Source organism: Erwinia aphidicola, from assembly GCF_014773485.1.
GTDB classification, from domain to species: Bacteria; Pseudomonadota; Gammaproteobacteria; order Enterobacterales; family Enterobacteriaceae; genus Erwinia; species Erwinia aphidicola.
Map to the genome: position 1 here is coordinate 10712 of NZ_JACXBP010000007.1, position 26463 is coordinate 37174.

19 protein-coding genes are annotated in these 26463 nt (G+C 56.5%); 6 read left to right on the forward strand and 13 right to left on the reverse strand.

The annotated features are described in order from the left end of the window. Positions 1–93: 93 nt before the first annotated feature. The gene (locus tag ID864_RS16890) at positions 94–519 is read left to right on the forward strand and encodes a GFA family protein (RefSeq protein ID WP_099753815.1); all 426 of its coding nucleotides are present in this window, start codon (positions 94–96) and stop codon (positions 517–519) included. Here the strand turns inward: ID864_RS16890 and ID864_RS16895 are convergent. The 3 genes from ID864_RS16895 to ID864_RS16900 all read right to left on the reverse strand — a co-directional run bounded on the left by ID864_RS16895 (position 486) and on the right by ID864_RS16900 (position 9653). Next, positions 486–9080, reverse strand: a complete 8595-nt coding sequence (locus tag ID864_RS16895; protein WP_191149417.1) for a GH36-type glycosyl hydrolase domain-containing protein — start codon at positions 9078–9080, stop codon at positions 486–488. The genes ID864_RS16890 and ID864_RS16895 overlap by 34 nt on opposite strands. 123 nt (positions 9081–9203) lie before the next feature. Further along, positions 9204–9368, reverse strand: coding sequence for a YnfU family zinc-binding protein (locus ID864_RS23770; RefSeq protein ID WP_222941354.1), 165 nt, complete (start codon positions 9366–9368; stop codon positions 9204–9206). A gap of 21 nt (positions 9369–9389) precedes the next feature. Beyond that, positions 9390–9653, reverse strand: a complete 264-nt coding sequence (locus tag ID864_RS16900) for a hypothetical protein (protein ID WP_191149418.1) — start codon at positions 9651–9653, stop codon at positions 9390–9392. A gap of 265 nt (positions 9654–9918) precedes the next feature. Between ID864_RS16900 and ID864_RS16905 the strand changes: the two genes are divergently transcribed. Then, positions 9919–10896 (forward strand): apurinic/apyrimidinic endonuclease family protein, encoded by a 978-nt coding sequence (locus tag ID864_RS16905; RefSeq protein ID WP_191149419.1) that lies wholly within the window; start codon positions 9919–9921, stop codon positions 10894–10896. Here the strand turns inward: ID864_RS16905 and ID864_RS16910 are convergent. The 6 genes from ID864_RS16910 to ID864_RS16935 are packed head-to-tail and all read right to left on the reverse strand — an operon-like array spanning position 10893 to position 16837. Then, positions 10893–11549 (reverse strand): flavin reductase family protein, encoded by a 657-nt coding sequence (locus tag ID864_RS16910; protein WP_224750368.1) that lies wholly within the window; start codon positions 11547–11549, stop codon positions 10893–10895. The two genes, ID864_RS16905 and ID864_RS16910, sit on opposite strands and share 4 nt — an antisense overlap. A gap of 1 nt (position 11550) precedes the next feature. After that, entirely contained in the window at positions 11551–12975 is a 1425-nt protein-coding gene (locus tag ID864_RS16915; RefSeq protein WP_191149420.1) for a M24 family metallopeptidase, read from the reverse strand. Between the two features lie 29 nt (positions 12976–13004). After that, positions 13005–13835, reverse strand: a complete 831-nt coding sequence (locus ID864_RS16920; RefSeq protein ID WP_224750369.1) for an ABC transporter permease — start codon at positions 13833–13835, stop codon at positions 13005–13007. Next, positions 13822–14649, reverse strand: coding sequence for an ABC transporter permease (locus ID864_RS16925; RefSeq protein WP_191149421.1), 828 nt, complete (start codon positions 14647–14649; stop codon positions 13822–13824). The genes ID864_RS16920 and ID864_RS16925 overlap by 14 nt, the downstream gene beginning before the upstream one ends. A gap of 8 nt (positions 14650–14657) precedes the next feature. After that, positions 14658–15707: an extracellular solute-binding protein gene (locus tag ID864_RS16930; protein WP_191149422.1), complete on the reverse strand. Its 1050-nt coding sequence runs from the start codon at positions 15705–15707 to the stop codon at positions 14658–14660. Between the two features lie 5 nt (positions 15708–15712). Then, a complete protein-coding gene (locus tag ID864_RS16935; protein ID WP_191149423.1) occupies positions 15713–16837 on the reverse strand; it encodes an ABC transporter ATP-binding protein in 1125 nt (374 codons plus the stop codon). Between the two features lie 568 nt (positions 16838–17405). On the opposite strand from ID864_RS16935, the gene ID864_RS16940 reads away from it, so the two are divergent. Both ID864_RS16940 and ID864_RS16945 read left to right on the forward strand, forming a co-directional pair. Further along, positions 17406–18509, forward strand: coding sequence for a sugar phosphate isomerase/epimerase family protein (locus ID864_RS16940; protein WP_191149424.1), 1104 nt, complete (start codon positions 17406–17408; stop codon positions 18507–18509). 115 nt (positions 18510–18624) lie between these two features. Then, positions 18625–19362, forward strand: a complete 738-nt coding sequence (locus ID864_RS16945) for a GntR family transcriptional regulator (protein ID WP_191149425.1) — start codon at positions 18625–18627, stop codon at positions 19360–19362. Here ID864_RS16945 and ID864_RS16950 read toward each other — a convergent pair. Further along, positions 19339–20559, reverse strand: coding sequence for an MFS transporter (locus ID864_RS16950; RefSeq protein WP_048917962.1), 1221 nt, complete (start codon positions 20557–20559; stop codon positions 19339–19341). The genes ID864_RS16945 and ID864_RS16950 overlap by 24 nt on opposite strands. Positions 20560–21115: 556 nt before the next feature. Here ID864_RS16950 and ID864_RS16955 point away from each other — a divergent pair. Both ID864_RS16955 and ID864_RS16960 read left to right on the forward strand, forming a co-directional pair. After that, positions 21116–22324 (forward strand): diguanylate phosphodiesterase, encoded by a 1209-nt coding sequence (locus ID864_RS16955; protein ID WP_191149426.1) that lies wholly within the window; start codon positions 21116–21118, stop codon positions 22322–22324. A 441-nt stretch (positions 22325–22765) separates the two neighbouring features. Then, complete coding sequence (locus ID864_RS16960) at positions 22766–23239, forward strand: YciE/YciF ferroxidase family protein (RefSeq protein WP_187498970.1); 474 nt, start codon at positions 22766–22768, stop codon at positions 23237–23239. Positions 23240–23390: 151 nt separating this feature from the next. Here the strand turns inward: ID864_RS16960 and ID864_RS16965 are convergent, their stop codons facing one another. The 3 genes from ID864_RS16965 to ID864_RS16975 form a co-directional block, all read right to left on the reverse strand. Next, positions 23391–24506: a metallophosphoesterase gene (locus ID864_RS16965; protein ID WP_048917964.1), complete on the reverse strand. Its 1116-nt coding sequence runs from the start codon at positions 24504–24506 to the stop codon at positions 23391–23393. Positions 24507–24651: 145 nt separating this feature from the next. Beyond that, a complete protein-coding gene (gene arsC, locus ID864_RS16970) occupies positions 24652–25077 on the reverse strand; it encodes a glutaredoxin-dependent arsenate reductase (RefSeq protein ID WP_048917965.1) in 426 nt (141 codons plus the stop codon). 59 nt (positions 25078–25136) lie between these two features. After that, the gene (locus tag ID864_RS16975; protein ID WP_191149427.1) at positions 25137–26423 is read right to left on the reverse strand and encodes an arsenic transporter; all 1287 of its coding nucleotides are present in this window, start codon (positions 26421–26423) and stop codon (positions 25137–25139) included. Between the last annotated feature and the right edge of the window lie 40 nt (positions 26424–26463).

The following is a 26463-nucleotide window of genomic DNA, read 5'->3' on the forward strand; positions in this document are numbered from 1 at the left end:
TTTGACCTTCTTGTCGTGAACACGGGTGTCCTATAGTCTTGTTGAGGATCATGAACTCAGCAAATCATGCGGCAATTTTATCAGGAGAGAGCTATGCCAGAGATTAAGTCTGCCCAGTGCCACTGTGGGGCGGTCACCTTTAACGTCACGCTGCTGGACGGCTTCAACACCGTGCGCCGCTGCAACTGTTCTTTTTGCCGCATGCGCGGCGCGGTGGTGGCGTTTGCCAGTGAAATTAACATCACCCAGGGCGAGGATAAGCTGACCGAGTACCGCTTCAACAGCAAATCAGTGGCACACTATTTCTGCTCCGTCTGCGGGATTTACACCTTTCATCAGCCCCGCTCTAATCCGCAGCAGCGTGCCGTCAACGTGGCCTGCATCGACGGCATCTCGCCGTTTGATTTCTCGCCGCTGAACGTTACGGATGGTATCCATCATCCGAAAGATGGCGGCAAAGGCGGCGTGGCGGGAACGCTGAGCTATCAGCCTTCTGCCGATGAGTGCGCGCCTGAGTGAATATCCACGCGGTGTTCGCGCCCGTCATCAATCAGCTCAATATCGCCGTACGGCTGCGGCGTGCCGTCCAGGCACAGTGAAGACTCTCCGTCGCAGCGCCGCACGGTGATGCGGTAGTGGCTGCTGCCGTGCTGATAGGCGATCATCACTTCAGGCCAGGCGGCGGGCAGCAGCGGCCTGATGCTCAACTTATCGCCCTCACGGGTTATCCCCAGCAGCGATTCGGTCAGCAGGCGGTACGCCCAGCCCGCCGAACCGGTGTACCAGCTCCAGCCGCCGCGCCCGTTGTGCGGCGCCACGCTGTAGACGTCGGCGGCCATCACGTAAGGCTCGACCTTATAGCGCGCGACTGCGTCAGCATTCAGGCTGTGATTTACCGGGTTAATCATCGACCACAGCTGCCAGGCGCGCTCGCTGTTGCCCATCTGCGCAAAGGCCATCACCGCCCAGATAGCGCCGTGCGTATACTGCCCACCATTTTCCCGCACCCCCGGGACGTAGCCCTGAATATAGCCGGGGTTAGGGCCGAGACCGTCGAACGGCGGAGTGAGCAGTTTGATTAAGCCGTTATCGCCATCGACCAGCAGCTCGTCCAGGGAGCGCATCGCCTGAGCACAGCGATCCGCGCTGCCTGCACCCGACAGCACCGCCCAGCTCTGGGCTATAGCATCAATCTGGCAGGCGGGAGAGAGCTGGGAGCCGAGCGGCGCACCGTTATCAAAATAGCCGCGGCGATACCACTTGCCATCCCAGCCCGACGCGTGGAGATTTTTTTGCAGCAGGTCGGCCTGCTCGCGGCACAGCAGCGCCACGTCGGGCTGCTGTATCCGATCCGCCAGCGCGGCGAAGCGCTGTAGCACCGTGAACAGGAAGAAGCCGAGCCAGACGCTTTCGCCTTTGCCCTCAATACCGACCAGATTCATGCCGTCATTCCAGTCGCCCGCGCCCATCAGCGGCAGGCCGTGCGGACCGAAGCGCAGCCCGTGGCGAATTGCCTTCACGCCGTGCTGCCACAGCGTCTCCTCCAGCGGGGTGATGGTCGGCTGCTGGTAAACTGACTCCTCTTCCGGCCGCAGCGGGCGCGATTCGATATAGCTGACGGGCTGTTGCAGCAGCGCGCTGTCGCCCGTCACGCTCACGTAGTGGCACATGGCCAGCGGCAGCCAGAGATAATCATCGGAGCAGCGGGTACGCACCCCGTTGCCCAGCGGCGGGTGCCACCAGTGCTGCACATCGCCCGCCAGATACTGGCGTGAGGCGCACAGCACGATCTGCTGGCGCAGCCGCTCCGGCGCCGCATGCGCCAGCGCCAGCGTGTCCTGCAGCTGGTCGCGGAAGCCGTAAGCGCCGCCCGACTGGTAGTAGCCGCTGCGCGCCATGATGCGGCTGGAGAGGGTTTGGTACAGCAGCCAGCCGTTGACCAGCAGATCCACCGACGGGTCGGGGGTGGTCACGGTAATTTTGTCGAGCAGGCGGTGCCAGTGCTGATGGACGATTTCCAGCTCGTGCCGCGCCGCGCCTTCACTGATAAAGCGCGCAATCAGCCCTTCGGCCTCTGCCGGGGTTTGCCCGGTGCCGAGAACAAAAATAAAGGTGCGCTGGTCGCCATCAATCAGCGTGGTCGCTGACTGCACGGCCGCGCAGGGATCTAACCCCACGCCGGTGGTGCCCGACAGCATGTGCTGGGTCAGCGCCGCCGGGGCACGCTGCGTGCCATTACGGCCAAGAAAGGCACGCCGGTCGCCGGTCAGGGAGCAGTGGACGCCGCTGACGGCAAAGAAGGACGTGCGCTCTGAGCCGTTACTGCCGTAGAAGTTGGTGGCCAGCACGCCGCACCCGGCGGCAACGCCAGCGGGCTGCGTCATGATATGCATCGCCGATTTGCTGCGCGTCTCGCCCAGCGTCCATTCTACGTAGCCGGTGGCGGAAATTTTGCGGATCCGCCCTGAGTTATTGCTCACCGTGAGGATCGCCAGCTTGACTGGCGCATCAACGGCGACCAGTACGGTCAGCTCGCTGTCCAGCCCGGTTTCGCGGTGGTGAAATACGCTGTAGCCGAAACCATGGCGGCTCAGGTACAGCCCCTGGCCCCTGGCGGGTAGCGCCGTGGGTGACCAGAAGTGGCCGCTCTCTTCATCACGCAGATAGAAGGCTTCACCTGAACGGTCGCTGACCGGGTCATTTTCCCACGGCGTCAGGCGATATTCGTGTGCGTTCTCGAACCAGCTGTAGGCCTGCCCGGCCTCTGAAATTACCGAGCCGAAACTGTCATTGGCGATCACGTTGGACCATGGCGCAGGGGTCGGGTCCTGCTCATCAAGCAATATCTGGTATTCACGGCCATCAGGGGAGAAGCCTCCGCGCCCGTTGAAGAACAGCAAGTCATCCGTTTCAGGTTGCCACTGCAGGTGCTGATTAGCAGGCAAATCCGTCTGGATAACCAGCGGCTGTGCGGCCGCCGTCACGGGCTGCATGCGCAATTTAAGCTGTTCTTTCAGCCCACCGGCGCGATCGTCGATGACGACCCGCGCCACGCTGAGCAGCAGCAGGCGGTCCTCAGGGGAGAGATGCTGGCCGTCGCGCACAAAAATGCCCCCTGACTTATCGATCAGGCTGGCTTCGGCGCCCGCGGCAACCAGGCTCATTATCTGGTTTTGCAACAGCTGCTGATAGCCGCCGGGGCCGTCATTGAGGATCACCAAATCCATCAACAGACCTTTCATGCGCAGATATTGATGCGCCTGCACAAAGGTAGTGATCAGCGGCGTGTTTTCCGCGCGGGTGACGCTCAGGATCACAATCGGCAGATCGCCCGAAATAGCCCAGCCCCACAGACCGCTTTGCCCACGACGGTTGCGGCTGAGGATCTCCGCCCCGGCGCGTAGCTCGGGGCTGGGGAACAGCACGGCACTGGCGAGGCGGTTAAACAGTTTGGCGTCATCTTCGTTGGCGTTGATCTGCCGCAGCGCAATCTGGCTGTGCGACCAGGCCAGTTCAAAGACCCGATCGGCAATCGGCTGGTCGCGGTACTTTTCCAGCAGTTGAATACTGAGGGCGCGGCTTTCCGTCACCCCATAAACAATGTCTACCGTTACCGACTGGCCCGGTAGCAGGGTAACAGGCTGGCGCACCGCCATGATCGGGTCGAGCACCGCGCCCGCCGAGTTGCTGAGCGGCCCGCTATAACGGGACATTGCCGCATTGGCGGTATCGTTGCCGCGGCCAAGGAAGATGGCGCGGTCAGTTTCGAAGGAGGCGGTTTGCTGCGTTCTGCCATGCACCACCATCATATGAAACAGACAGGGGGTGACTTCATCCGGGGATCTCGGCCGGCGCTGGCAGAGAATGGCTTCATCCTCCGTGAGCAGTTCCGTCTGCACAAAAAGGTTACTGAAGGCCGGATGTGCCCGATCGCTGGCGGCCGGGGCCAGCACCACTTCTGCATAGGTGGTCAGCTCCACGCTGCGCGCCTTGCGGCCGCGATTGAGCAGCGTGACGCGGCGCAGTTCGATATCGTCTTCCGGCGAAACCACGATCTGGGTTTTGATCTCCAGCGTGCCCTGAGTACGGGTGAATACCACACCCGCGTCGGTAAACGATGCCCGGTAGCGATCGGCTGGCGCGCCCAGCGGCTGCCAGGTGGTGTTCCACAGCTCACCGCTCTCCACATCGCGAATATAGCAGCACGGCCCCGAGTTATCGCAGGTGCCGTCGCTGTGCCAGCGGGTCAGCGCCAGATCGCGCCAGCGGCTGTAGCCACCGCCGGCCTGCGTCAGCATCAGGTGATAGTGAGCATTCGACAGCAGCTGGACCTCCGGCAGCGGGCTGTTAACATCATTGAATTCTCGCGGCAGATAGTGAACCGGCAGTAATGCCCCTGCCTGGGCCTCAAAATGACGGCGCGGGCTGTACAGCTCAACGGCATCCGGCACCCGTTCCTGCAGCAGCAGGCGGCCGGACTGGAATGCGGCAACCGACATAAAGCGATCGGTCATGGGCGCGTTGTGCAGCAGGTGGGAGATCGCCTGAAAAGCCATCCCCTGGTGATGCGCCATCCATGAACGCACCACGGCAAAGCGCTGGCCGCTGGCCTGGCGCGAAGGGGTGAAATCCAGCGCCTCATAGAAACCGTATTCGCCGCGCGCGCCGCTTTTAGCCAGCAGCGCCAGATTCTCACAGGCTTTTTGCGGTGACACCATCAGCGCCAGGAACGTGGCATACGGGGCGATGACCATATCCTCCGCCAGCCCGCGCTTCAGCCCCAAACCGGGCACGCCAAAGGCGTGATACTGATAGTTTTGCGCCACGTCAAAGGCATAATATCCCGACTCAGAGATCCCCCAGGGCACCCCGCGCTTTTTGCCCCAGTCTATCTGTCCGTTCACCGCCGACAGGCTCATGGCGGCCAGCAGGCTGCCGGGGTAGATTGGCATCACCAGATTGGGCATCAGATATTCAAACATCGACCCGCTCCAGGACATCAGCGCGGTATTGTTATCGATAGTGGTGAACAGGCGGCCCAGCGCATACCAGCTTTTCAACGGCAGCTGGTTAGTGGCAATCGTCAGGAAGGTAGTCAGGCGGATCTCAGAGGGGAACAGGTCGTAATGGCTGTGGTCCAGCGTGCTGTTATCGCAGTGATAGCCCACGCTCAGCTGATGGTTAACGTCACTGTACAGGAAGACAAAGTCCATTCTGGCGTGCGCGTTCAGCCGCAGTTCCAGCTCGCTGATGATGGCGAGCTGCATGCGGGCCTGGACAATCGCCGAAAGGGGGGGAGAATCGGGCTGCAATGTATCAGCCTGGGAAAGCCACGCCAGCGAAGGCAGCCCGGCCGCACGCCAGTCGGGCGGCAGCCAGCCGAGCAGCGATGACCAGACCTGGCAGAAGCGCGTCAGCTGCGCGTGCAGCAGCCGCGTCCAGCGGCTGACCCCATTGTTCTCCTGCTGGCTCATTCCCTCAAGGCGAGCGCTCAGTTTGCGCATCTTCTTCAGCTCATCCTGTAACAGCGCCGGGGAGAGCTGCGCGGCGTCAACAAGATGCTTTTGCAGCAGCCGCAGCGTGGTGGGGGCATGAGCCCCCCAGCAGGTTTCCAGAATAGCCAGGGTATCTTTAAGCCCCGCCAGCATCTGGCCGATATCGATGATCGGCTGATGGCGCAGCTGACCTAAGCCCGCGCTGAGCGTCAGCAGGTGACCGGCCATATTGCCGCTGTCGACGCTGGAGACATAGCGCGGGTTAAGCGGCAGCAGCGTCAGGGTGTCGTACCAGTTGAACAGGTGACCGCGGTAGTGCTCCATTTTATCCAGGGTGTCCAGCGTCAGGGTGACGCGCCGCAGCACTTCGGTGCCGGGGATATAGCCGAAATCCATCGCGGTCAGATTAGCCATCAGCGACAGGCCGATATTGGTCGGCGAGGTGCGGTGGGCAATCATGGCGTGGGGCTGCTCCTGATAATTGTCCGGCGGCAGCCAGTTGTCGTCTGCGCAGGTAAATGTTTCGAAAAAGGCCCAAATTTCGCGGCTGCTCTGGCGCAGCAGCATTTGATGGTCGCTGCTCAGCGCGGGGGCAGAAAGTTCCGCAGGTCGGCTTAGCCAGCAGAGCAGCAGCGGGGCCAGGCACCAGAGTAATCCGGCGGGCAGGGCGAGGCTCAGCAGGGCGGGCGCCTGCAACGCGCTTAACAGAATCAATAGCAGGCCAGCCACCACGTTCAGCCACATGCTGCGGTAAAACGCCAGTGGGGAAGCCGGGTTGCCGACAGCCGAATGGTCGGCGCTGACCCACTGATTGAGGTTGCGCCGGGTAATCGCCAGCCGCCAGAGGGTGAGCGCAATGGCATGCAGGGAGTAGCCTGCCTCATGCGGCAGCGTGATGAAGTTCAGCCCGATGCGCAGCAGCCGTAGCCAGGTCCCCTTCAGGACAGCCGACACGCGGCTCAACAGAGGGCGGTTGCTCATCACCAGGTCCAGCACCACGGCCAGCACAGTGGGCAACAGCAGCACGATAGCCAGCACCGCAAGCCAGTACAGGGGGTTAGGTACCAGCAGGAAAGCGCAAAACAGCAGCGTAAGAAATGCCGGAGCTGCCAGGCTGCGGCGTAGATTATCGAATAACTTCCAGCGTGACAGGGTGGTGAGAGGGTTAGGCTCGCGCGAGCCATCGGCCCGGGTCACGCGCAGCTTCAGCCAGTTGAGGAGCTGCCAGTCGCCGCGGATCCAGCGCGTGCGCCTGGCGACATCCGTCAGGTAGTTGACCGGGTACTGCTCATACAGCAGCACCTCGCTCAGCAAGCCGGAGCGGGCGTAGCACCCCTCAAGCAGGTCATGGCTCAGCACCAGATTTTCCGGGCCAATGTTGCAGGTTGCCTGCGCGAAAACATCCACATCATAGATCCCTTTACCGACAAACGTCCCTTCGCCAAACAGATCCTGATAAATATCCGAGGACATCATCGAGTAGGGATCGTTGCCCGGTACGCTGCTGCAGATCGCCGCGTAGCGCCCCTGACCGTGGCGCGGCATCTCTTCCGCCAGCCCCGGCTGTAAAATGCCATAGCCTTTCACCACCCGGCGTTGCTGCGCATCGTAAACCGGGTGGTTGAGCGGGTGGGCCATGGTCGCGACCAGCTTGTGTGCGGTGTCGCGCGGCAGCACCGTATCGCTGTCCAGCGTGATGACATATTTGATCGGCGCGGGTAGCGCTTTTTCATTGCCGGTAATAGAGGAGAACTGCGTGCCGGGCTGCCGCAGCCAGCTGTTAAGCATCGCCAGCTTGCCGCGTTTGCGTTCATAGCCCATCCAGACGCCCTGCTGAGGGTTCCACGTGGGGGAGCGGTGCAGCAGGTAGAAAAGGGGCGTTTCACGCGCGTAGCGGCGGTTAAGATTTTGTAGCTGTGCGCTAGCCCACTGCAGCAGAGCGTCATTCTCCGGCGTGCTTTCAGACGGGGAATCGTGAAAATCGCTGAGCAGCGCAAAATAGAGGTTGGCGCTGGGATTACCGAGATAGCAGACCTCAAGGCTGCTGAGCAGCGCGTCAATCGATTTACGGCTGCCCAGCAGGCAGGGAATGGCTATCAGCGTACTGGCGGCAGGCGGGATGCCGCTGGCGTAGTCCATGCGCGGCAGTGGCATCGGGGTGCGAAAACGCGTGGTCATTTCGCCCAGCAGTTGCAGCACCAGCTGGCTGATTACCAGCGCCAGCGGCAGAGCCAGCAGCCATAGCGTCCAGCTCATTCCGTGCTGGGCAGTGCGCTGCAGCACCGCGGCGCTAACGGCCATGGTCAGCAGGCTGAGGCTACCGAGCCAGGAGAGCAGCGGCACCTGATTGAACCGATGGCGCAGCTGGGTGACTCCGCTGGTGTTGGCCGTCAGCACTTTTTCCAGCACCTGGCGTTCTTCGCCTATCAGATAGTGACCAATATGCTGCGGTGGCGAAGCGCCGCTGGCCGCCTGCGACAGCGCCAGCACCTGACGCGTGACGTCCAGCTCGCTGAAACGACTGTTGCGCGCCAGCCGCTCAATCACATGCCGGTAATGGTCGCGGGTATCAAAATGCATCTGGGGATAAATCGCGGCGGGATCCTGCCTGAGCAGCTGCTCCACCAGGCTGGCAGACTCGCAAAAATCTGCCCAGTCGGTTTCGCTCAGCAGGCGCAAACCGGCAATGCTGTTGCTGACCGAAAGCTGGCTGGTGGCCAGCTGCTGGTTGAAGCGGTTGATCATGACATCGGTCGTCATGCCACTTTCGGCCAGGCTCTGCTCGGCCCAGGTCAGCGGCAGCGCCAGTAAACTGCCGCGCCCCTGCAGCCTGCGCACCAGCTCGGCGACGAAAGCACTGCTCAACGGCGGGCGCGAGCGGGCCATATCGGCGATCACCAGCACCAGGTCAGCGGGGGTGGCCTCGGCGCAGGCAATCAGTTTATTCACCCACGAGTCTGCCAGGTTGCGCTCTTTTTGTGCCTGAGCAACCTCGCTGCTGATGCGGCGCAGGTTCTCAATCAGCGCCAGGCGCAGCATGCCGGGTAGCGCCCACAGCTCGCCCAGCGTCAGCGGCGTAACCCGCTGATAGGCCATAATATAGCCGGTTAAGCTGCCGACATCCCAGCGCCCGTCACCGTGAGCAATCGCTTCGGCGGCGATATCATAGATCCTGGGGCAGGAGTGCGGAGCTGAGAGCACGGGCAACCCTTTACCAAAATTCTTGGGTAAATGGTGGCGCACCATGCGGATCTGCTCCTCAATCAGATAGTAGTTATCCAGCAGCCATTCGCCCGCCGGGGCCATGCTGGCCTTCTCTGCGTCATTGAGTAAAAAGCAGTTGTGGGTAATCACCGCCTCGTTATTGCCCAGTCGTTTGAGCAAATAGTACGGCTGAGTTTTTGGCGACAATCGGTGTGAGCGGGCGAGCTTTTGCCCGTAAAGCTCCATTTGCAGCGCAGAAAAAATTTCCGCCTTCAGGGGAGGGTCATTGGCAGGGGAGACGTCTGCCTGCAAGGGTTTATTTGATCTGCTGGCTATGTTCGCAAACACGTTTGTCAGCCACGATTTAAAATTTATTTTCATAATTTTGCTCTTCAGGCGAAACAGACGCAGGGGAGCAGTGGTGAAAGAGGTAGAGAAACGTTTTTTGAAATGGGACGACGTTATAGTTTCAGCAGCTGCCGCAGCGAGAGGAGTAGTTAAGAATTAATGGGGTACGACAAAAAGCGATTTACAGGAGGGGCAGAGTAAGGTCTGATTCTGCCTGATTTTACTCGCCGCATGGGACGACTTATGCCCGCAAATGGGACAAATCGCTGTGGTGGTCGTGGCTTTATTTATGCGTTTCAACGCATCATCTAAAAAAGACATGGAATTGTTCCTCCGACGCGTTTATTTTCTGATGTTCAGAATGCTCTTTAATGACTTTCTATACTCTTTAGTCCAGCCGTTATAAATGTCAGTTAGCGACTCCAGATCGGTTCCTGCCGCCACATGGCGAATAAACAGTCTTGCCTCGCTCTCATTGCGATCGTAGACATAAAGGTTGGCCCATGAATCCACCATCGCTTTTTTCCCATCGACGACAATCTTAGCGTGGTCGAAATTAATCAATGGCCATTGTGCTAACTGCGAGAAAAAATGTTTCTTTTCCATAAGCCACCGTTAATTGTGTAGATATTAAGAAAGGAACAGGAAAGGTTATTTATTGTGCATAGCGACTATATACCTAACCATTGACACTGTCCTGCGTGGGGTCACCAGTTTACTAATAACCTCTGCAGACGAGGTAGATTCTGTCATTACCTCGTTTTAACCATGCTAAAGCTGCGGATTCAGCACAACTGCGAGGCCATAACCTGGCTGCCGTGCAAAATTCCAATCGGTTGATACACTTACAGGAAACGAACCGGGAGGAATAATGAAATTAGGCTTTGCCTGCAAATACCTTAATGCTGACTTACAGCAGCCGTACCCTTTTAAATCACCCACGCGCAAGCGTTTTCTTAGCCTGGATCAGGACAAGCGCCGTGAGCTGCTGCTGTCGTGTGCCAGCCATAACCTGTCGCAGCTGGCGCACATATTTAGCGAGCTGGCGCAGCTGCCGCACCAGTTAAGAATGATGCGTATCGGCAGCGATCTGCTGCCGCTGTTTACCGTTCCCGAAGCGCAGGAGCCGTACCAAAGCCTGCTGCCTGACTTATTGCCTCTGTTCGCGCATGCCGGTGCGCTGGCAAAAGAAGCGGATATCAGGCTGTCGTTTCATCCGGGCCAGTATACGGTTCTGGCTTCGGAAACGCCGGAGGTGGTGGACAGGGCGCTGGTGGACATTGAGTATCATGCGCTGTGCGCCAGATTGCTGGGTTATGGCCGTGAGTTTCAGGATTTCAAGATCAATATCCATATGAACGGGCGCGCCGGTTTTGCCGGGTTCAAAGCCGCCTTTGAGCGGCTCAGCCCGGAAGCCAGGCTGATGCTGACGGTGGAAAATGATGAGGTTTCCTGCTCGCTGGATGATGTTTTGCAGGCCAGAGATCTCTGCCCGATCGTGTTAGATATCCACCATCACTGGGTGAAGGAGAATCAGTTTATACAGCCCGACGATGCGCGCATCGCACTGGTCAAAGAGTCCTGGCGCGGGGTACGGCCGGTGCTGCACTACTCGATTTCTCAGGAGGGATTGATTCCCGAGCAGGGGTTCCCCGATCAGGAGTCGCTGGGGCTGTCAAAAATGAAGCTGCGGGCGCATTCAGACTACTACTTTAACGACACCCTGAACGACTGGGCATTGTCGTTTAGCGATTTCGATATTATGTGCGAAGTGAAAATGAAAAATATCGCCAGCGCAAAGCTGTTGCGGGTCGGGCATGCCCGACCCCTACGGGTAAATAGCGTTTAATCGTGACGTTCGCGCGCTTCCCACTCGGCAGGCGTGAGAGTTTTAATATCAAACTGATCGCGGGTGCGGGTGTAAGTATGCCCGCCCATTCGACCCACTGCGTCCATCAACTGCTGGTCGATGTGCAGGTTCTCCAGGTTGACCGCGTCACTACGCACGTAGACACCAAGCACTTCGCCAAGGATGATTTCGCGCGCCGGGCCAACCTGTAACGTAGTGTGGCGGCGGCACTCCAGGGCGGCAGGGGCCGAGAGAATACGCGGGCTGCGCACCATCTTGCCCGCAGTGGTTTCTAGCCCGGCGAGGCTCATTTCATCCACTTCCGGGCCGAATTTAATCGCGCAGACCTCCATCTGCTCAACCAGCGCATCGTCAACGATATGCACGGTAAACTCCCCGGTTTCGCGGATATTACGCGCGGTATCCTTAAAGCGCATATCCGCGTAGTTTTCCACACCAATCGCCACAATCGCCGGATCGTGGGTCAGCACGTTAAAAAAGCTGAATGGGCCGGCGCTGGGCTGGCCTTCCTTGCTCAGCGTCGTGACCAGCGCGATAGGGCGCGGGATCACAGTGCCGATCAATAGCTTGTAGCGGTCGCGCTCCCCCAGCTCGGCAAAGTCAAAATAGCTATGCCCTGGCATCGTTTTCATCTCAGGCTCCGGCGGCAATGCGGTGAGTTTCCAGCGGGGTGTGGCGGCTCAGGTTTTCAAAGCCCTCTTTGGTCACCACATACATATCGCCAATATTACAGCCTGCTGACAGCGGCTCCAGCCACTGGGTATGCATCACAAATACCATCCCTTCTTCCAGACGATCGTAGTTGTGCGAGGAGATATTAAAGCTGTTCTGCCCCCCCGCCATCCCCACGGAGTGACCGAGGTTCGGGTTATGCGGCCCGTGCGTTGCCGGGTAAACATGCATCAGTCTGCGGCCCTGAGCTTCATAATCCGCATCCGGCACATACTGCTGCGGGATGCGCCTGGCGGACCCGTCCGGCATTGGCGACCAGTTGTACGGCATGGTGCGCGCCTCCGGGGAGGCCAGCAACCCGGCTTCAATCATTGGCGCAAAAGCGGCGTTATTGATATCGCGCATCAGCGCGCCGGGCTTAATCAGCTTCTCGGCATTTTTCACCCCTGCAGTACAGGCATCCAGCACCAACTGCTGGCGCCCGGTGATCTCGCCGACGGCGATCATGCGTGCGGTCTGCGCAGTATAACCCCGCCAGGTGACGTTGGAGATATACAGGTTGATCAGGTCGCCCGGGCGCACCACATGGCCGTAAGGTTTGCCGCAGTGAGTGCCAAACTGGTTAATGCCAATCTGGTAGCCGTCGCCGGTTTCGCCGCCAAACGCCATCTGCGCCGCGGTGAAAGCCGCAAAGATTTCGTAATCGGTAACGCCCGGTTTGGCCACGTGCCAGGCGGCCTGTGTGCCGATGCCGATCAGCTGCGCGGCGGCGCGGAACATCTCAATTTCGCGCGGGGAGCGCACCTTCTGCAGGCGATCAAGGATGGCGTTATCGGCAATAAATTTGCTGCCCGGCAGCATCGACTCCACGGCAGCCCAGAAGGTCAATGAAGTGCGGTCGCCGATTTTTCCGATCTGCGCTTTTGCCAGACCAAGATCGCTCAGCAGCTGCGCGCACTTCTCGGCAGTTTTCATCACCGAGTCACCCGGGCGGTCGGCGTATTCACGTCCGATCGGACCAATCTGCCAAATCTCGTCAACCAGCAGCGGCTCGCCGCCCGGAGGCAGCAGCACCGACTGAGTGAAGAAGGAGAGCAGCACCAGCGCTTTGTCAGCATCGGTCGGGATAATCAGCACGCCTTCGCGCATCCAGTCACAGATATAGCGCAGATAGTGATTCGAGGCGTGGAACCAGCCCACGCTGCCGACATGAACGATAATCGCATCATGCCCGGCTTCCACCGCCTGGCGGCGGATTTTGCGCAGCCGCTCTTCAAACTCTTCAAGCGGCAGCGGCAGCGGAGCCGAGAAGTCGAAATCCGGTTTAAAGTCCGCCAGCAGGGCGCCGATACGATAGCCTGGCGCCTGAGTCGCATGAGTCTTCATAGTCATTCCTTGTGTTTCTTTTGATAAAGTTAAGATGCCTGCGGGCGCGGGGCCAGAACACGCCGGGCGACCAGCATGCCGAGCAGGGTTATCGCAATCAAAATGCCGGAGATAGCCGCGACGCGTACGTCAAGGGACTCCTCGATCATCGCGAACATGCGTAGCGGCAGAACCGTGGTGCTGGCATCAGCGAGGAACAGAGAAACGGTGACGTTATCCAGTGACTGGATAAACACCAGGAACGCCCCCGCCATAATGCCGGGCATCAGCAGCGGCAGCGTGACGCGGCGCAGGGTCATAAACCAGCTGGCCCCCATCGTGGTTGAGGCTTCTGCCAGCGACGGATTAATGCCCTGCGCCACCACCGATGCGGCGCGGTACATCAGCGGGCCAAATACCACTACGTGGCCAACCACGTTCAGCCACAGCGAAGGCTGGAAGCCGATAAAGTTGGCGACAATCAGCGCCGCCAGGCCATAAACCAGGCTCGGCAGCACCAGCGGGGCGAGCAGCAGTGGCTCGATGGTACTGACGCTGCGTCGCTTCATACGCGTCATACCGATGGTGGCAGGCACCGCAAACAGTATGGCGCCGAGTACCGCCAGCGCGGCGATTTTGAACGAGTTCCAGGCGGCAATTTGCTCGGTGGTCGAGCGCACCGGGTCAAGCAGCGCCTCATACCAGCGCAGCGAAAAGCCCTGCGGGGGATATTTCAGCGTCTGCCCGGAGGTAAACGACATCATCACCGCAATGACGATCGGCGCCACCAAATAGATCACACACAGCGTACCGAAGCCATAAACAAACAGCTTGTACAGCAGGGCCGGAAGCGGGTTTTCGCGACGTTCAAACATGGCCATTCAGCCTCCGGTGGCGTGAGATCATGGTAAGGGCAACCAGCAGGCAGCCTGTGGAGACCAGCAGGACCACGGCGATAGCAGAGGCCATTGGCCAGTCGAACAGGGTGCCGACTTCGCGATAAATCAGCTGCGGAACATAGACATTGCGCGCGCCGCCAATCACCGCCTGGGTAACAAATGAGCTGCTGGTACTGGCGAAGACCAGGATCCAGCCCGCCAGCAAGCCAGGCAGCATCAGCGGCAGCAGCACCGTCACCAGCACGCGCCACGGCCCGGCACCGGACACCTGCGCCGCCTCGGTCAGCTGATACGGCGTGCGAGACAGGATGGCGATCAGCGGCAGAATAATCAGCGGCAGATCAATCTGGCACATTGCCAGCAGCAGACCGGTTTCAGTAAACATCAGGCTGGTCGGCATGTTGGTCACCCCAAGGAACATCAGCGCCTCGCTGATCGGCCCCTGACGCCCGAGGATGACGATCCAGGCAAAAGTGCGCACCACGTTGCTGGTGAGCATTGGAATAAGGGTCAGAAAAATTAAAATCTGGCGCAGCGTGCGCCCGCCGTGCCAGTAAAGCAGGGCGATAGGCACCCCCAGCAGGGTGGTGCCTATCACGGTTTCAATCCCCAGTCGGGCGGTATTAACCAGTACCCGGAAGTTAAAAGCGTCGCCGAAGAAGTGGGCGTAGTGCTGTAACGTCACTCCGCCATCCCGGGTGAAACTGAAAACGATCAAAACAGCGAGCGGCGTCGCGAAGAACACCACGGAAAGTAACAACATGGGGATAACGTACGGAAAACCGCTCTGTTTCATGATTTACCTCAACTTGCGACCAGCGCATCAAACTGGCGGATCCAGCCGTCACGATTTTTATTGATAATGTTCCAGTCCGGGTAGACCAGCGATTTAACCTGCTCGCGGGTGATGTACGCCGCAATTGCCGGGGTCAACTCAACATTTTTGTTAGTCGGGAACATTTCGGTCGGCGGCTGCTCCAGTTTTGTTTGCACAAACTGTGAAATCGCGGCGTCCATATAGGCGTAAGCGGCGTCGAGATTTTTACTGCCTTTGGTCAGATGGATATTCACCGGGGCAGCAGGAGAGCCGGTTTCCGGATGGACAAACTCGGCCTTCAGACCCAGGCTTTTCAGGCGCGCCACGTTGTTGGTGCTACACATAAATACGGCGATGTTGCCCTGCTGGAACTGGGTCATCTGGCTGTTGGTGCTGTCAACAATGCTGGCCATCTGCTCAGGGTGCTTTTTAAACAGGTCAAACACTGCCTGCATATCGTCCGGACCTTTGCCGTAGATTTTTGCCAGTTCGGTGTAGGCCATCACCGCAGTGTTAGAGCCAAATCCGGTCCATGACACAAGGCCTTTATAGGCCGGGTTGTCAAACAGATCGCGATAGCCTTTCGGGCGCGGCACCAGCTCCGGGTTGTAGGCAATGCCGTTCACTTCTACCGTTACGGTCGGGCCATATTCGCCCTGAAATGCCGGGTCAAGCAGGTTCCAGTTTTTCAGGCGGGAAGGGTCGATCTTCTGAATCAGCCCCTTTTCTACTGCCACCGTCATTTGGCCAGGCGACATTAACAGCGTGTCGTACGGCGGGTTACCCGGGCTGGCCATCACTTTTGCCAGCTGATCCTGCGCCATTGCCGGGGAAATGGTCAGACTAAAACCCTGCTCTTTAAGGATCGGAGCTAGCGTATTGCGGTAAGCATCTTCCCAGTTACCGGGGAAGGTGGCCGCAACTGCCGTCCCGCCGCCGGCAGCGAACGCGCGCAGCGAGATGGGCAGCATGGCGGAAGCCGCAACGCCTGCCATGATCTGACCAAACCGACGACGACTGATTTCAAAATCTTTCATGGTGCTTACCTCTGTTTTTCATTCATGGGTTGCGGTTCAGCTGGGAAGGCGTGACAGCGTGCAGTATCAATCTCAGCGTAAAGTTGCGATCCGGGTTGCGGGATAAAGGTTGACGGTCCGCGCACTTCGGAGGCGCGTAGCGTGGTGCCATCATCCATCGCCAGATCATGGACCAGCGTAGGACCAAGCGGCAGTGAAACGGTCATCCGCACCGGCTGGGTGTTTTCACCCGACTGCTTTGCCAGCCGCACCTCTTCAGGGCGGAAGGTGATCGTGACCTTCGAGCCAGTAGTAAAGTTGAGACGGCGCGGCAGGCGCAGCGTGTGCTGACCCGCTAAACCAATCAGCGTGGTGTCGTTATCAAAACGCAGCACGGTGCCATGCAGTTGGTTGGTCTGGCCGATAAAGGTGTTAACGAACAGCGTTTTTGGTCGGTCATATACCGCCATCGGCGTGTCGATCTGCTCAACATTGCCTTTATTCATCAGCACCAGACGGTTCGCCAGGCTTTGCGCCTCTTCCTGATCGTGGGTGACGATCAGCGTGGTGATACCCAGCGTTTTTTGCAGGTGTAGAAGTTCCACCTGCAGGTCGAAACGCAGCGCCCGATCGAGTGCGCCAAATGGCTCATCCAGCAGCAGCAAAGAAGGGCGACCGGCAATGGCGCGCGCCACGGCAACGCGCTGCTGCTGACCGCCGGAAAGTTCACGCGGCAGGCGGTTACCGTATTCATCCAGCTGCACCAGATTCAGCATCTCGGCGACGCGCTGTTTCCGCTCAGCGCGGGAAACCTGCTGGCACGCCAGCGGATAAGCGATATTTTCGGCAACGGTCAGGTGCGGGAATAACGCATAGTTCTGGAACACCATGCCAATACCGCGCCCTCTGGCCGACACCGCGGCGAGATCCTGATTTCCCAGCACGATTTTTCCCGCTTTTGGCTGAATCAACCCCGCAATGGCACGCAGCACGGTCGATTTGCCGCATCCGCTCGGGCCGAGCAGTGCGACGATTTCGCCCGGATCAATGTTAAAGGAGACATCGCTGATAGCGTTGCTGCTGCCGTAGCTATGGGTCAGGCCCTGAACGCTGAGCCGCTTACTTTCAGCGGTGTTGTGCATATCTGGCATAAGGTGCTTCCCTGGTTTTGAGTAGCGGTCACAAGACGTTTAGAAACTTGTGAAGCATTCTGCAAGCCGCATGCCAGGTTAGTTATTCCTGGTTCGGATCCACTTCAATACATTGAAATTTATGCCATAAATATGAATTTATTATATTCGCAAATTTGTGCGAAATAACTTAATCCTTATCATCCGAAAGGAATTCCCACATTTAGACAAGCCATTTTGGTGCAGCAATATCGTCATTTTGGTGCAAAAAAGCGACTAAAAACCCTGTCAACGTGAATGTTCTTATGCCGCCAGACGTTCAATTTGTGAGTAACAATCTACGCCAGCGCCCGTGAGGGCGGACTCTTTTGGGAATATTCACTGCTTGAGCTATTTGCCATGACAGAAAGAGTAAAGTCGATTAGCATCGTTATTCGCAAATATATTCGACAATATATTATTTTAAATATTATTTATAAAAATCATATTGATAGGGAGGTTTTTCACGCTAAATTTTGCAACTGGCATGCGCCTTGCAACAGCGGCTGGTGCTCAAACAGCAAATCAGAAAGCAATTAAGGAACAGGTTATGAAATTAGGCATTGATGGGTTGAAGCTGCCCGAAGTGAAGAGACAGGGTCCGCTGGCCAGTCTCGATCGTGTAGGGGCGCTGGGATTGCAGGGGATCTTCTTCAGTACCGTGCTGGATATGAGCCCGACGCTCGACAGCGGCGAGCTGCGCGATATCCGCGCCAAAGCTGACGACCTGGGGCTTTACCTGGAAAGTGGCCTTGGCAAAATTAATCCTTACTGCAGTGCCGAAGCGCCGGAGCTGCGCGCCATCGGCAACGGCGACATTGTTGCCGGGCTGACCCGCATGATTGAGGCCAGCGCTGCTATCGACTGCCGCGAGATGTGGGTTTCGCCGGGCAACTTCAAGGCACAGTATCCGGGCCGACTGGCGGTGGACCGTTTTCGCACTGACGTCAGCTGGCAAGAGCAGCTGCTGGCGATGGAAAAGGTGCTGCACAAAATGGCCCCGGTGGCGCGTGCTCACGGAGTGCATATGAATATCGAAACCCATGATGAGATCACCTCGTTTGAGATCCTGCGATTGATTGAAGCGGTAGGTGAAGATTGCGTTGGCGTGGTACTGGATACCGCCAACATGGTGCAGCGCGGCGAACATCCGGTACTGGCCGCGCAGCGCCTGGCCCCGTGGGTGCGCCAGACGCATATCAAAGATGCCTATATCGGGCGGGCGCCCGGCGGCATTGATTTCCAGCCGCGTCCGTGCGGAACCGGCGTGGTCGACTTTGCCGCGATTCTGACGATGCTGGCGAAGGTTAACCCCGAGATGACGCTGTCGCTGGAGATTGCACAATCTACTGATGATAATCGCCGCCGCGCCAACCCGCGCCAGTGCATCGAGATTGATGATCCGATCTGGCGCGCGGGGCATCCCGACCTCAACGCAGGGGAACTGGAAGCCTACTTTACGCTGGTGGACAGCTATGCGCAGCGCGTGGCAGCAGGAGAGGTTGAGGACTGGGAAAGCTATGAGAGCTCACGCTATGGCTACCCAACATATCAGAAGCAGAATTATGGCTATAAAGAAGCGATCGACTTTATCCAGCAGTCGGCCAGCCACATTCGCGCCGTTTGCGCGCAGCAGGGCATCACTTTATCCTGACCGTTACGCAGAAAGATACGCACAAAGATAAATCACCCGTAAGAGTGCTGTTGCGGTAAATTATCAGGCAAGCGTCAACATTCACCAAAATGATACAGAGGACAGGGAGAGAGCCATGAAAAAAACGCGCGTCAGAGCGACGCCTGAAGCCAAAACCGAGGGCAGCAGTGCCGATCACAGTGAGGATGTTTCTGAGCGGATTCGCACCACGCTGGCTGCTGCTATTGGTGAAGGGGCGCTAAAACCCGGTAGTAAAATACTTGAAGAAGCCATCGCCGAGCATTTCGGCGTCAGTCGTACCGTGGTACGTGGCGCACTTGGCGTGCTGGAAAGCGACCATCTGCTGGAGAGAAAGCGAAATCGTGGCACTTTCGTGGCAGAGCCGAGCATTGAGCAGGCAAAGCACCTGTTTGAAGCGCGACGCCAGCTGGAAGGGGTTCTGCTGGAGTTCGTGGTGGTGCGAGCCAGCACCGAACAGCTGGATGCGCTGGCCCGTCTTGCCGACGAGGAGGAGCAGATCCATCATCACGGCGACGAGAAATCTAAAACGGTGCTTTCCGGTAAGTTTCATATTGTGCTGGCCGAGCTGGCGGGTAATCCCGTTCTGACCGAGATGCTGGCTAAAATTGTTGCTCGCCTGTCACTGGTAATGTCGCTTTACGAAGAGGAGCGCAAAGACGACTGCGGCGCCGATCACCACCGCCAGATTGTCAGCGCCCTGAAAGCGAAAGATCTGGCCACCGCCCGCCAGCTGATGGAGCACCATCTGGCCGATATTGAAGGGCGGGTTCGCCTGACGGAAGGCCACGGCGATCGGCATTCGTTTATTTCAATGCTGGAGAACTTCTCCTGAGGTCCTTTTCATCGCCATCCGGTGCCCCATGCGGAAGAACAGCAGGCCAGCAGCAGAGAAGGCGATTAAGGCAAAAAACATTACCGGCGGTGCCGTGTAGCTGAGCAGGAAGCCGCACAGCACAGGGTTAATGGCACCGCCGATGTTGCTCAGGTTCTGCATGCCGTAGTAGCTGCCTTTCATATGGTCCGGCGCAATAAAGTCGATAAACATATACTCCACCGGGATCACAATCAGCTCGCCAAAGCTGAAGATGGTCATCGCGATTATCCACAGCAGTACCGAAGTGCCGGCCAGCATAAAGCCGGCTAGCCCGAGGATGAAAAACAGCGTGCCGAAAAACAGCCACTTCAGCAGGTTATTCTGTTTCATGCCGCTGCTCATGACGTACTGAAAAGCGATAACAATTATTGCGTTGGTGATCATGATGGCGCCGATGATCTTATAAGCCTGTGCGGCGTCTGAGATAATGATCAGATACTGCGACAGATAGCCGGTGAACTGGCCAAACACAATCGCGCCAAAAGTGCTGCCGAGAGTGAAATAGACCAGGCAACGGTCGCGCATCAGGATAGCTAACGTCTGGCGCAGGTCAGGTTTTTCCAGCGGCTTTAGCTCAATATCGTTGCGTGCCGGGCTGTTGGGGATATGGCGTAAGCCCACCGTCAGAGCAATGACCGTGCCCAGCGCCAGGCTACCGGATATCATAAACGGTAGCTTAGGATCAAAGCCCGCCAGCCACACTCCCAGCGATGAACCAATGGCCCAGCCGACATTAATTAGCGTGTAGTTTATCGAAAATGCTTTTACCCGCTTCTCCACCGGCAGCCAGGCGGCAATGCAGGCTTTAATGGTAATACTCAAAAGTGCATAGGAAGCGTTAAGCAGGGCAATCACCATCACCACGCTACTGACCTGCGGCAGGACAGGCAGCAGAAAAAAGCTCAGCGCGAAGAGGCTGATAGAGAGGGTGATTAAGGTTCGGTGGTTAAATTTGTCGACCAGATAGCCGCCATACAGGCTGCTGAAAATACCGATAGCCAGGCTGGCGCCCATAATAATGCCGACGCTTTTCGGCAACAGCTGGTAATGCTCAGTCAGGTAGATAGTGAGGAACGGCAGAGTGACGCCACGCCCAATCGTCAGAACCAGTGAGCCAGCAAGCAGGGCGAGGATAATTGGCGGCATCCCTTTCATTTACGCTACATCCATCGATCAAGAAGTTAAAAATCAGACCGTTTACTCTATCCGCTTATTGGGGATTTTTTGTGTCGTAGAATCATCATGTTTCAAGGTGTTGTGATGAGAAAACGCTACAGAAAACTCTTATTATGGCAGGGAATACTGCGACAGCGGACTGTGACGCAAAGCGCGCTCAGATTAACCCTCGGGCAGCGTGGTGAAAATTTGTTTTTACCTTGTCTATATGAAAATTCTGTTTTTTGTCAAAAACAGTCAATAAAGGACGCAGACTACAGCTTAACCGGAGATGTCAGACTGAACATGTCCGATTCGTTAACGTCTGGGGCAGCCTTGGCCAGCAGGCTGGCAGTAGCCAGTACCGCGACAGCAGTGCGGCGGTGGGCGTTAAAATCAGTTTCTGATAACAGGCGCAGCCTGCTGTAGTGCAATATAAGTCATAAAAAACGGGCAGAGAATTCTGCCCGTTTTTATTTGCGCAAATAGCACTGGACAACACCGCAAGGGATTCTGTTAATGTAAGCCTTTAAAAGACCAGTATTGCGGAATTTTTATGTTATCTACCCTCATCTATCGCAGCCATCTTTCCGATAATGTTCCGCTAAGCTCGCTGGACAAAATTGTACAAAAGGCAAATAAAAACAACCAGTTAATTGGCGTTACCGGCATTTTGCTGTTTAACGGCACGCATTTCTTCCAAGTGCTGGAAGGCCCTGAACAAGCAGTCAGTACGCTTTATGAACATATCTGTCGCGATCCCCGTCATCATAATGTCGTGGAACTGATGCGTGACTACGCGCCATTCCGGCGATTTGGTAATGTCGGCATGGAGCTGTTCTCGCTTCATGAGTTTGATAAAGCATCGGTGCTGCAGGCAGTACTGGATAAAGGCACATCCGAATTTCTGCTGACCTGGGATGATCGCGCGCTTCAGTTTCTGCGCACCTTTGTCGAATCCTGGGAGAAAGAAAACTATTTCGAAATCCCACCTGCCGGTCAGTGGGAATTTATCGCCACGGACGATCTACCCTTAACCGATGCTGACTTTGCACCAGGCGAGGAGATTAGCTTTGCCTTCCAGCCGATTATCGACCCGCTGGCCGGAACCATCGTCTCCCTTGAAGCCCTGTTGCGCAGCGCACAGGGGCTTTCACCGCTGGATTATTTTGCCAGTTTGCCGCGTGAGGAGCTTTACCGCCGCGACCTGGAATCCAAGAGCCGGGCCCTGGCTCTGGCAAAAGAGCTGCAAATTGATGACATCACCTTCTCGATTAACCTGCTGCCGATGACGCTGGTTGAGATCCCGAATGCCGTGGATTACTTGCTGGGTGAGATTGCCCGACACGGACTGGTGCCTCAGCAGATCGTGGTAGAGGTGACTGAAACTGAGGTGATTTCGAATATCGAAGCATTCTCCAGTGCGTTGAAACATCTGAAAGCGGCGGGTATCAGTCTGGCAATAGATGACTTTGGTGCCGGCTCCGCCGGTCTGCTGCTGCTTTCACGCGTGCAGCCGGAGAAAATCAAGATCGATCGTAATATTATCAGTGATGTGCATAAAAGCGGCCCTAAACAGGCAATCGTCCAGGCCATTATTAAATGCTGTTCTTCGCTGGAAATAGCCGTTATTGCCGAAGGCGTGGAAAAACCAGAAGAGTGGATGTGGCTGGAAGCAGCAGGCATCTGCCAGTTCCAGGGGTTCCTATTTGCCAAACCGCTGCTCAAAGGCATCCCACCTGTTGCATGGCCTGAATTGAAATAACCGGTTTTTGCTACGAGGCGGTGAAGCTGGTGTTTAATAACCAGGGGGAATATGCCCCCTGACATTTATACGTCTTGCGGGGCAGGGTGCTGCTATCAATAGGCTGCAATATTTATACCTCTAAATCCCTCTTTAAGCGGAGCATTGCCCCATCAAACCCTCTCTTTACAGAATAATAACAACCTTTAAGAGCCGAAAATAATATTTTAAGACTTGCTATATTCGAAATGCGCATGCGACTTTTATTTAAAGTGATAAAGGTGAATACGCGCCGAAAATAACTCAATGTTTACGAACACTATAATATGAGTTAGCAACATATCTGTTAGCAAAAAAAACGAACAATCCAGTTAACCCAATCAAACATAATTATCTTTCGCTGTGTGCCAGGCTTATCGGGTTGCATACGTTTTTCGAAATAATTCTTATATGAGGTTAATTATGACAATTAAAACGCTGGAAGATCTCTTTATCCATGAATTATCAGATGTCTATAGTGCAGAAAAGCAAATCTCGAAAGCCCTGCCTAAAATGGCCAGAGCTGCAACTGATGAAAAGCTGGTGGCGGCCTTTCAGCAACATCTGGAAGAGACGCGTGGTCAAATTGAACGTATTGACCAGCTGGTTGAAAGCACTGACGGCGTGAAAATTAAAAGGATGAAATGCCACGCGCTGGAAGGCCTGGCGGAAGAAGCGCAGGAGATTATCGACTCCGTTGAAGCCGGGCCGGTGCGCGATGCTGGATTAATTGGCGCAGCTCAGAAAGTGGAGCATTACGAGATTGCCACTTACGGCACGCTGCATGCCCTGGCACAGAAACTGGGCTATAAGGCAGCCGCTAAACTGCTGGCCGAAACGCTGGATGAAGAGAAGGCCACGGACGAAAAACTGACGGCGATTGCCGGGCAGCAGTAAAGACCTCTTCTGGAAGATGCGCCCGGTCGCAAGCTTTAGTCCTCTCTAAGTACTGCTATAGCCTCCCGCAGGAGGCTATGTTACAGCAACTCAATCAGTTGAAACTCTTCTGCCACAAGATCCATTTCACTTCCTTATTTATCAGGGGGGATTATTTTTTCCGCGTCAGCGTGATGCGCGTCAGTTCTGACGGGCGTCCCACGCGTACCGCCATTCCCGGCCACAGCGCCGTGCCGTTATTCACATACAGCTGCATGCCATCAACATCATAAAGCCCGGATACAAAGCCGCCATTCGGTTTGGCAAACAGGCGGTCTAAGCCGACGATTAAGCCGCCGTGAGTATGGCCGGACAGCTGAATATCGACCCCGTGTTTCGCATTTTCACGAGCGTTCTTTGGCTGGTGGTCGAGTAACACCACCGGCGCGTTGTCAGGGGCATCACCCAGCGCTTTAGCCAGATCGGGGCCGTTACCGCCCCGGCCCGGTGCAGAAGTATCGGGCAGCCCGGCAATCACCAGGCTGGCGTTGCCGCGGGAAATGACCGAATGACTGTTTAGCAGGGGCTTCAAACCTAAAGATGCCAGATGCTCGGTCCAGGCCTGCTGCTCAAAGAAATATTCGTGATTGCCGGTAATCGCCAACACGCCATCGGGCGCATGCAGATTGCGCAGCGGCTCCACGTCCTTAATGCGATTTTTAAGCGTACCGTCAATAACATCCCCGGTAACGACAATCAGGTCTACGTTCAGCTCCAGCGCGCGCTTGACTAACGCGGCACTCCAGCTGGCGTTAAAAAGCGGGGTAATGTGCATATCGGTTAACTGGAGCATTTGGTAACCCTCAAACTCCTGCGGCAAATCAGCAACCTGAATTGTCACATCTTTAAGAGGGGGAACGCGGATTGCCTGCTGCACGCCCCAGCTGGCCAGGCCGAATGCCAGCAGGGCAGCCAGGTAGCGCACGCCGGGAGCAATCTCCAACGGATGGCGCATCAGCATCGCAACAAGCGCAACCACATCAATCAGGATCTGGGTGAGGGCGAGGAACAGCACCGCGCTATATACCCAATTGAACAGGATAATCACCATTCTTGGCATCTCCGGTGAGAAGATGCTGCCAGAAGTAAAGCGGCTCACCAGCAGGTATTGTGAGGCAAGCAGCGCCAGTAGAGAGAGTATGATTTTTAACGCCAGTGGCATGGAAAGCGGAATGATAAAACGGGCAATAACATACCAACTCGGTATGCTGAAAATGAGGTGAAACATGGCGATTTTCCCTGTTAAACGTGCCGATAATTAGCGCAGAAGTAGGATTAAATGGATAATGCGACGCTTCTATTTTAATACAGCAGATTATCATACGGAGAAAATGTGCTGCATAACACCCCAGGTACTGGCCTGAATGTGCCTTTCAGCTCAGCCTGCGCCCGTTTTTATCGACAACTTCTTCCCCGTCTTCTTTGCTGAATTCGCCGCGCTGAGCCGCTGGCAAAATATCTAAAACTTTCTCTGATGGGCGGCACAGCCGGGTTCCGAGCGCAGTGACAACGACAGGGCGGTTCATCAGGATTGGATGTGCCAGTATCGCGCTGATGAGCTCATCATCAGTGAAAGCAGGGTTATCTAGCTTCAGGTGCTGATAAGGATCACTGTTTTTCCGCAGCAGTTCGCGCACGGTAATTCCCATATCAGCAATCAGCTTAACCAGCTCGGAACGGGTTGGCGGCGTTTCCAGGTAGAGGATTACCGTTGGCTCCATGCCGCTGTTGCGGATCATTTCAAGGGTATTGCGCGACGTGCCGCAGTCGGGATTATGATAAATCGTCACCTGGCTCATTTTGTTACTCTCTTTTCTCTATTATCCGGCCCCCGGCATGGCTATGCAGGGGTAAGAAGTTAAACGATGGACAGCCGCAGCGCCAGTGCGGACAGCGTAATAAATAGCACCGGAATCGTCATGACGATGCCGACACGGAAGTAATATCCCCAGCTGACTGTGATGTTTTTCTGCGCTAAAACATGTAGCCACAACAGCGTGGCAAGGCTGCCAATCGGGGTGATTTTTGGCCCCAAATCACTGCCGATTACATTGGCATAAATCATTGCTTGTTTAATCACTCCCGTGGCCTGGCTGCTTTCTATCGACAGCGCGCCAACCAGCACGGTCGGCATATTGTTCATCAAAGAGGAGAGGAACGCCGTCAGGAAGCCGGTGCCCAGAGTTGCGGCCCACAGTCCGTGTTCAGCAAGCTGATTCAGCAACGAGGAAATATACAGGGTCAGCCCGGCGTTGCGCAGGCCATAAACCACCAGGTACATGCCAAGGGAGAAGATAACAATCTGCCAGGGCGCACCGCGCAGTACCTTAGCGGTATTGATCGCATGGCCTTTTTTTGCCACGGCAAGCAGGAACACTGCTCCCACAGCGGCCACCAGACTTACCGGGACGCCAAGGGGCTCAAGTGCGAAGAAGCCGACTAGCAGCAGAACCAGAACCAGCCAGCCGGCTTTAAACGTGCTGCTATCGCGAATGGCCTCTTTTGGCGCCTTTAGCAGCGAAATATCGTAAACAGCCGGGATCTCTTTACGGAAAAACAGGTGCAGCATGAGCAGTGTAGTTGCGATAGCAGCCAGGTTGACTGGCACCATCACGGCGGCATACTGGGTAAATCCAAGCTTGAAAAAGTCAGCTGAGACAATGTTAACCAGGTTCGAGACAATCAACGGCAGGCTGGCGGTATCGGCAATGAAACCTGCGGCCATCACAAAAGCCAGGGTTGCAGCCGGGCTGAAACCCAGCGCCAGCAGCATGGCAATGACGATGGGCGTCAGGATCAGTGCAGCACCATCATTGGCGAACAGCGCGGCCACCATCGCACCCAGCAGAATAATCCAGCTAAACAACAGGCGGCCACGGCCTTTGCCCCAGCGGGCAACGTGCAGGGCAGCCCATTCAAAGAAACCAGACTCCTCCAGCAGCAGGCTGATGATGATCACTGCAATAAAGGTGGCTGTCGCATTCCAGACAATGTGCCAGACCACCGCAATATCAGAGATATGAACAACGCCCGTCATCAGCGCCAGGCCTGCACCCAGCATGGCGCTCCAGCCAATACCCAGCCCTCGGGGTTGCCAAATAACCAGGATCAGCGTCAGTAAAAATATCGCACTTGCCAGCAACATTACACACTCCATTTATATTCATTTAAGCGTATGTATTACG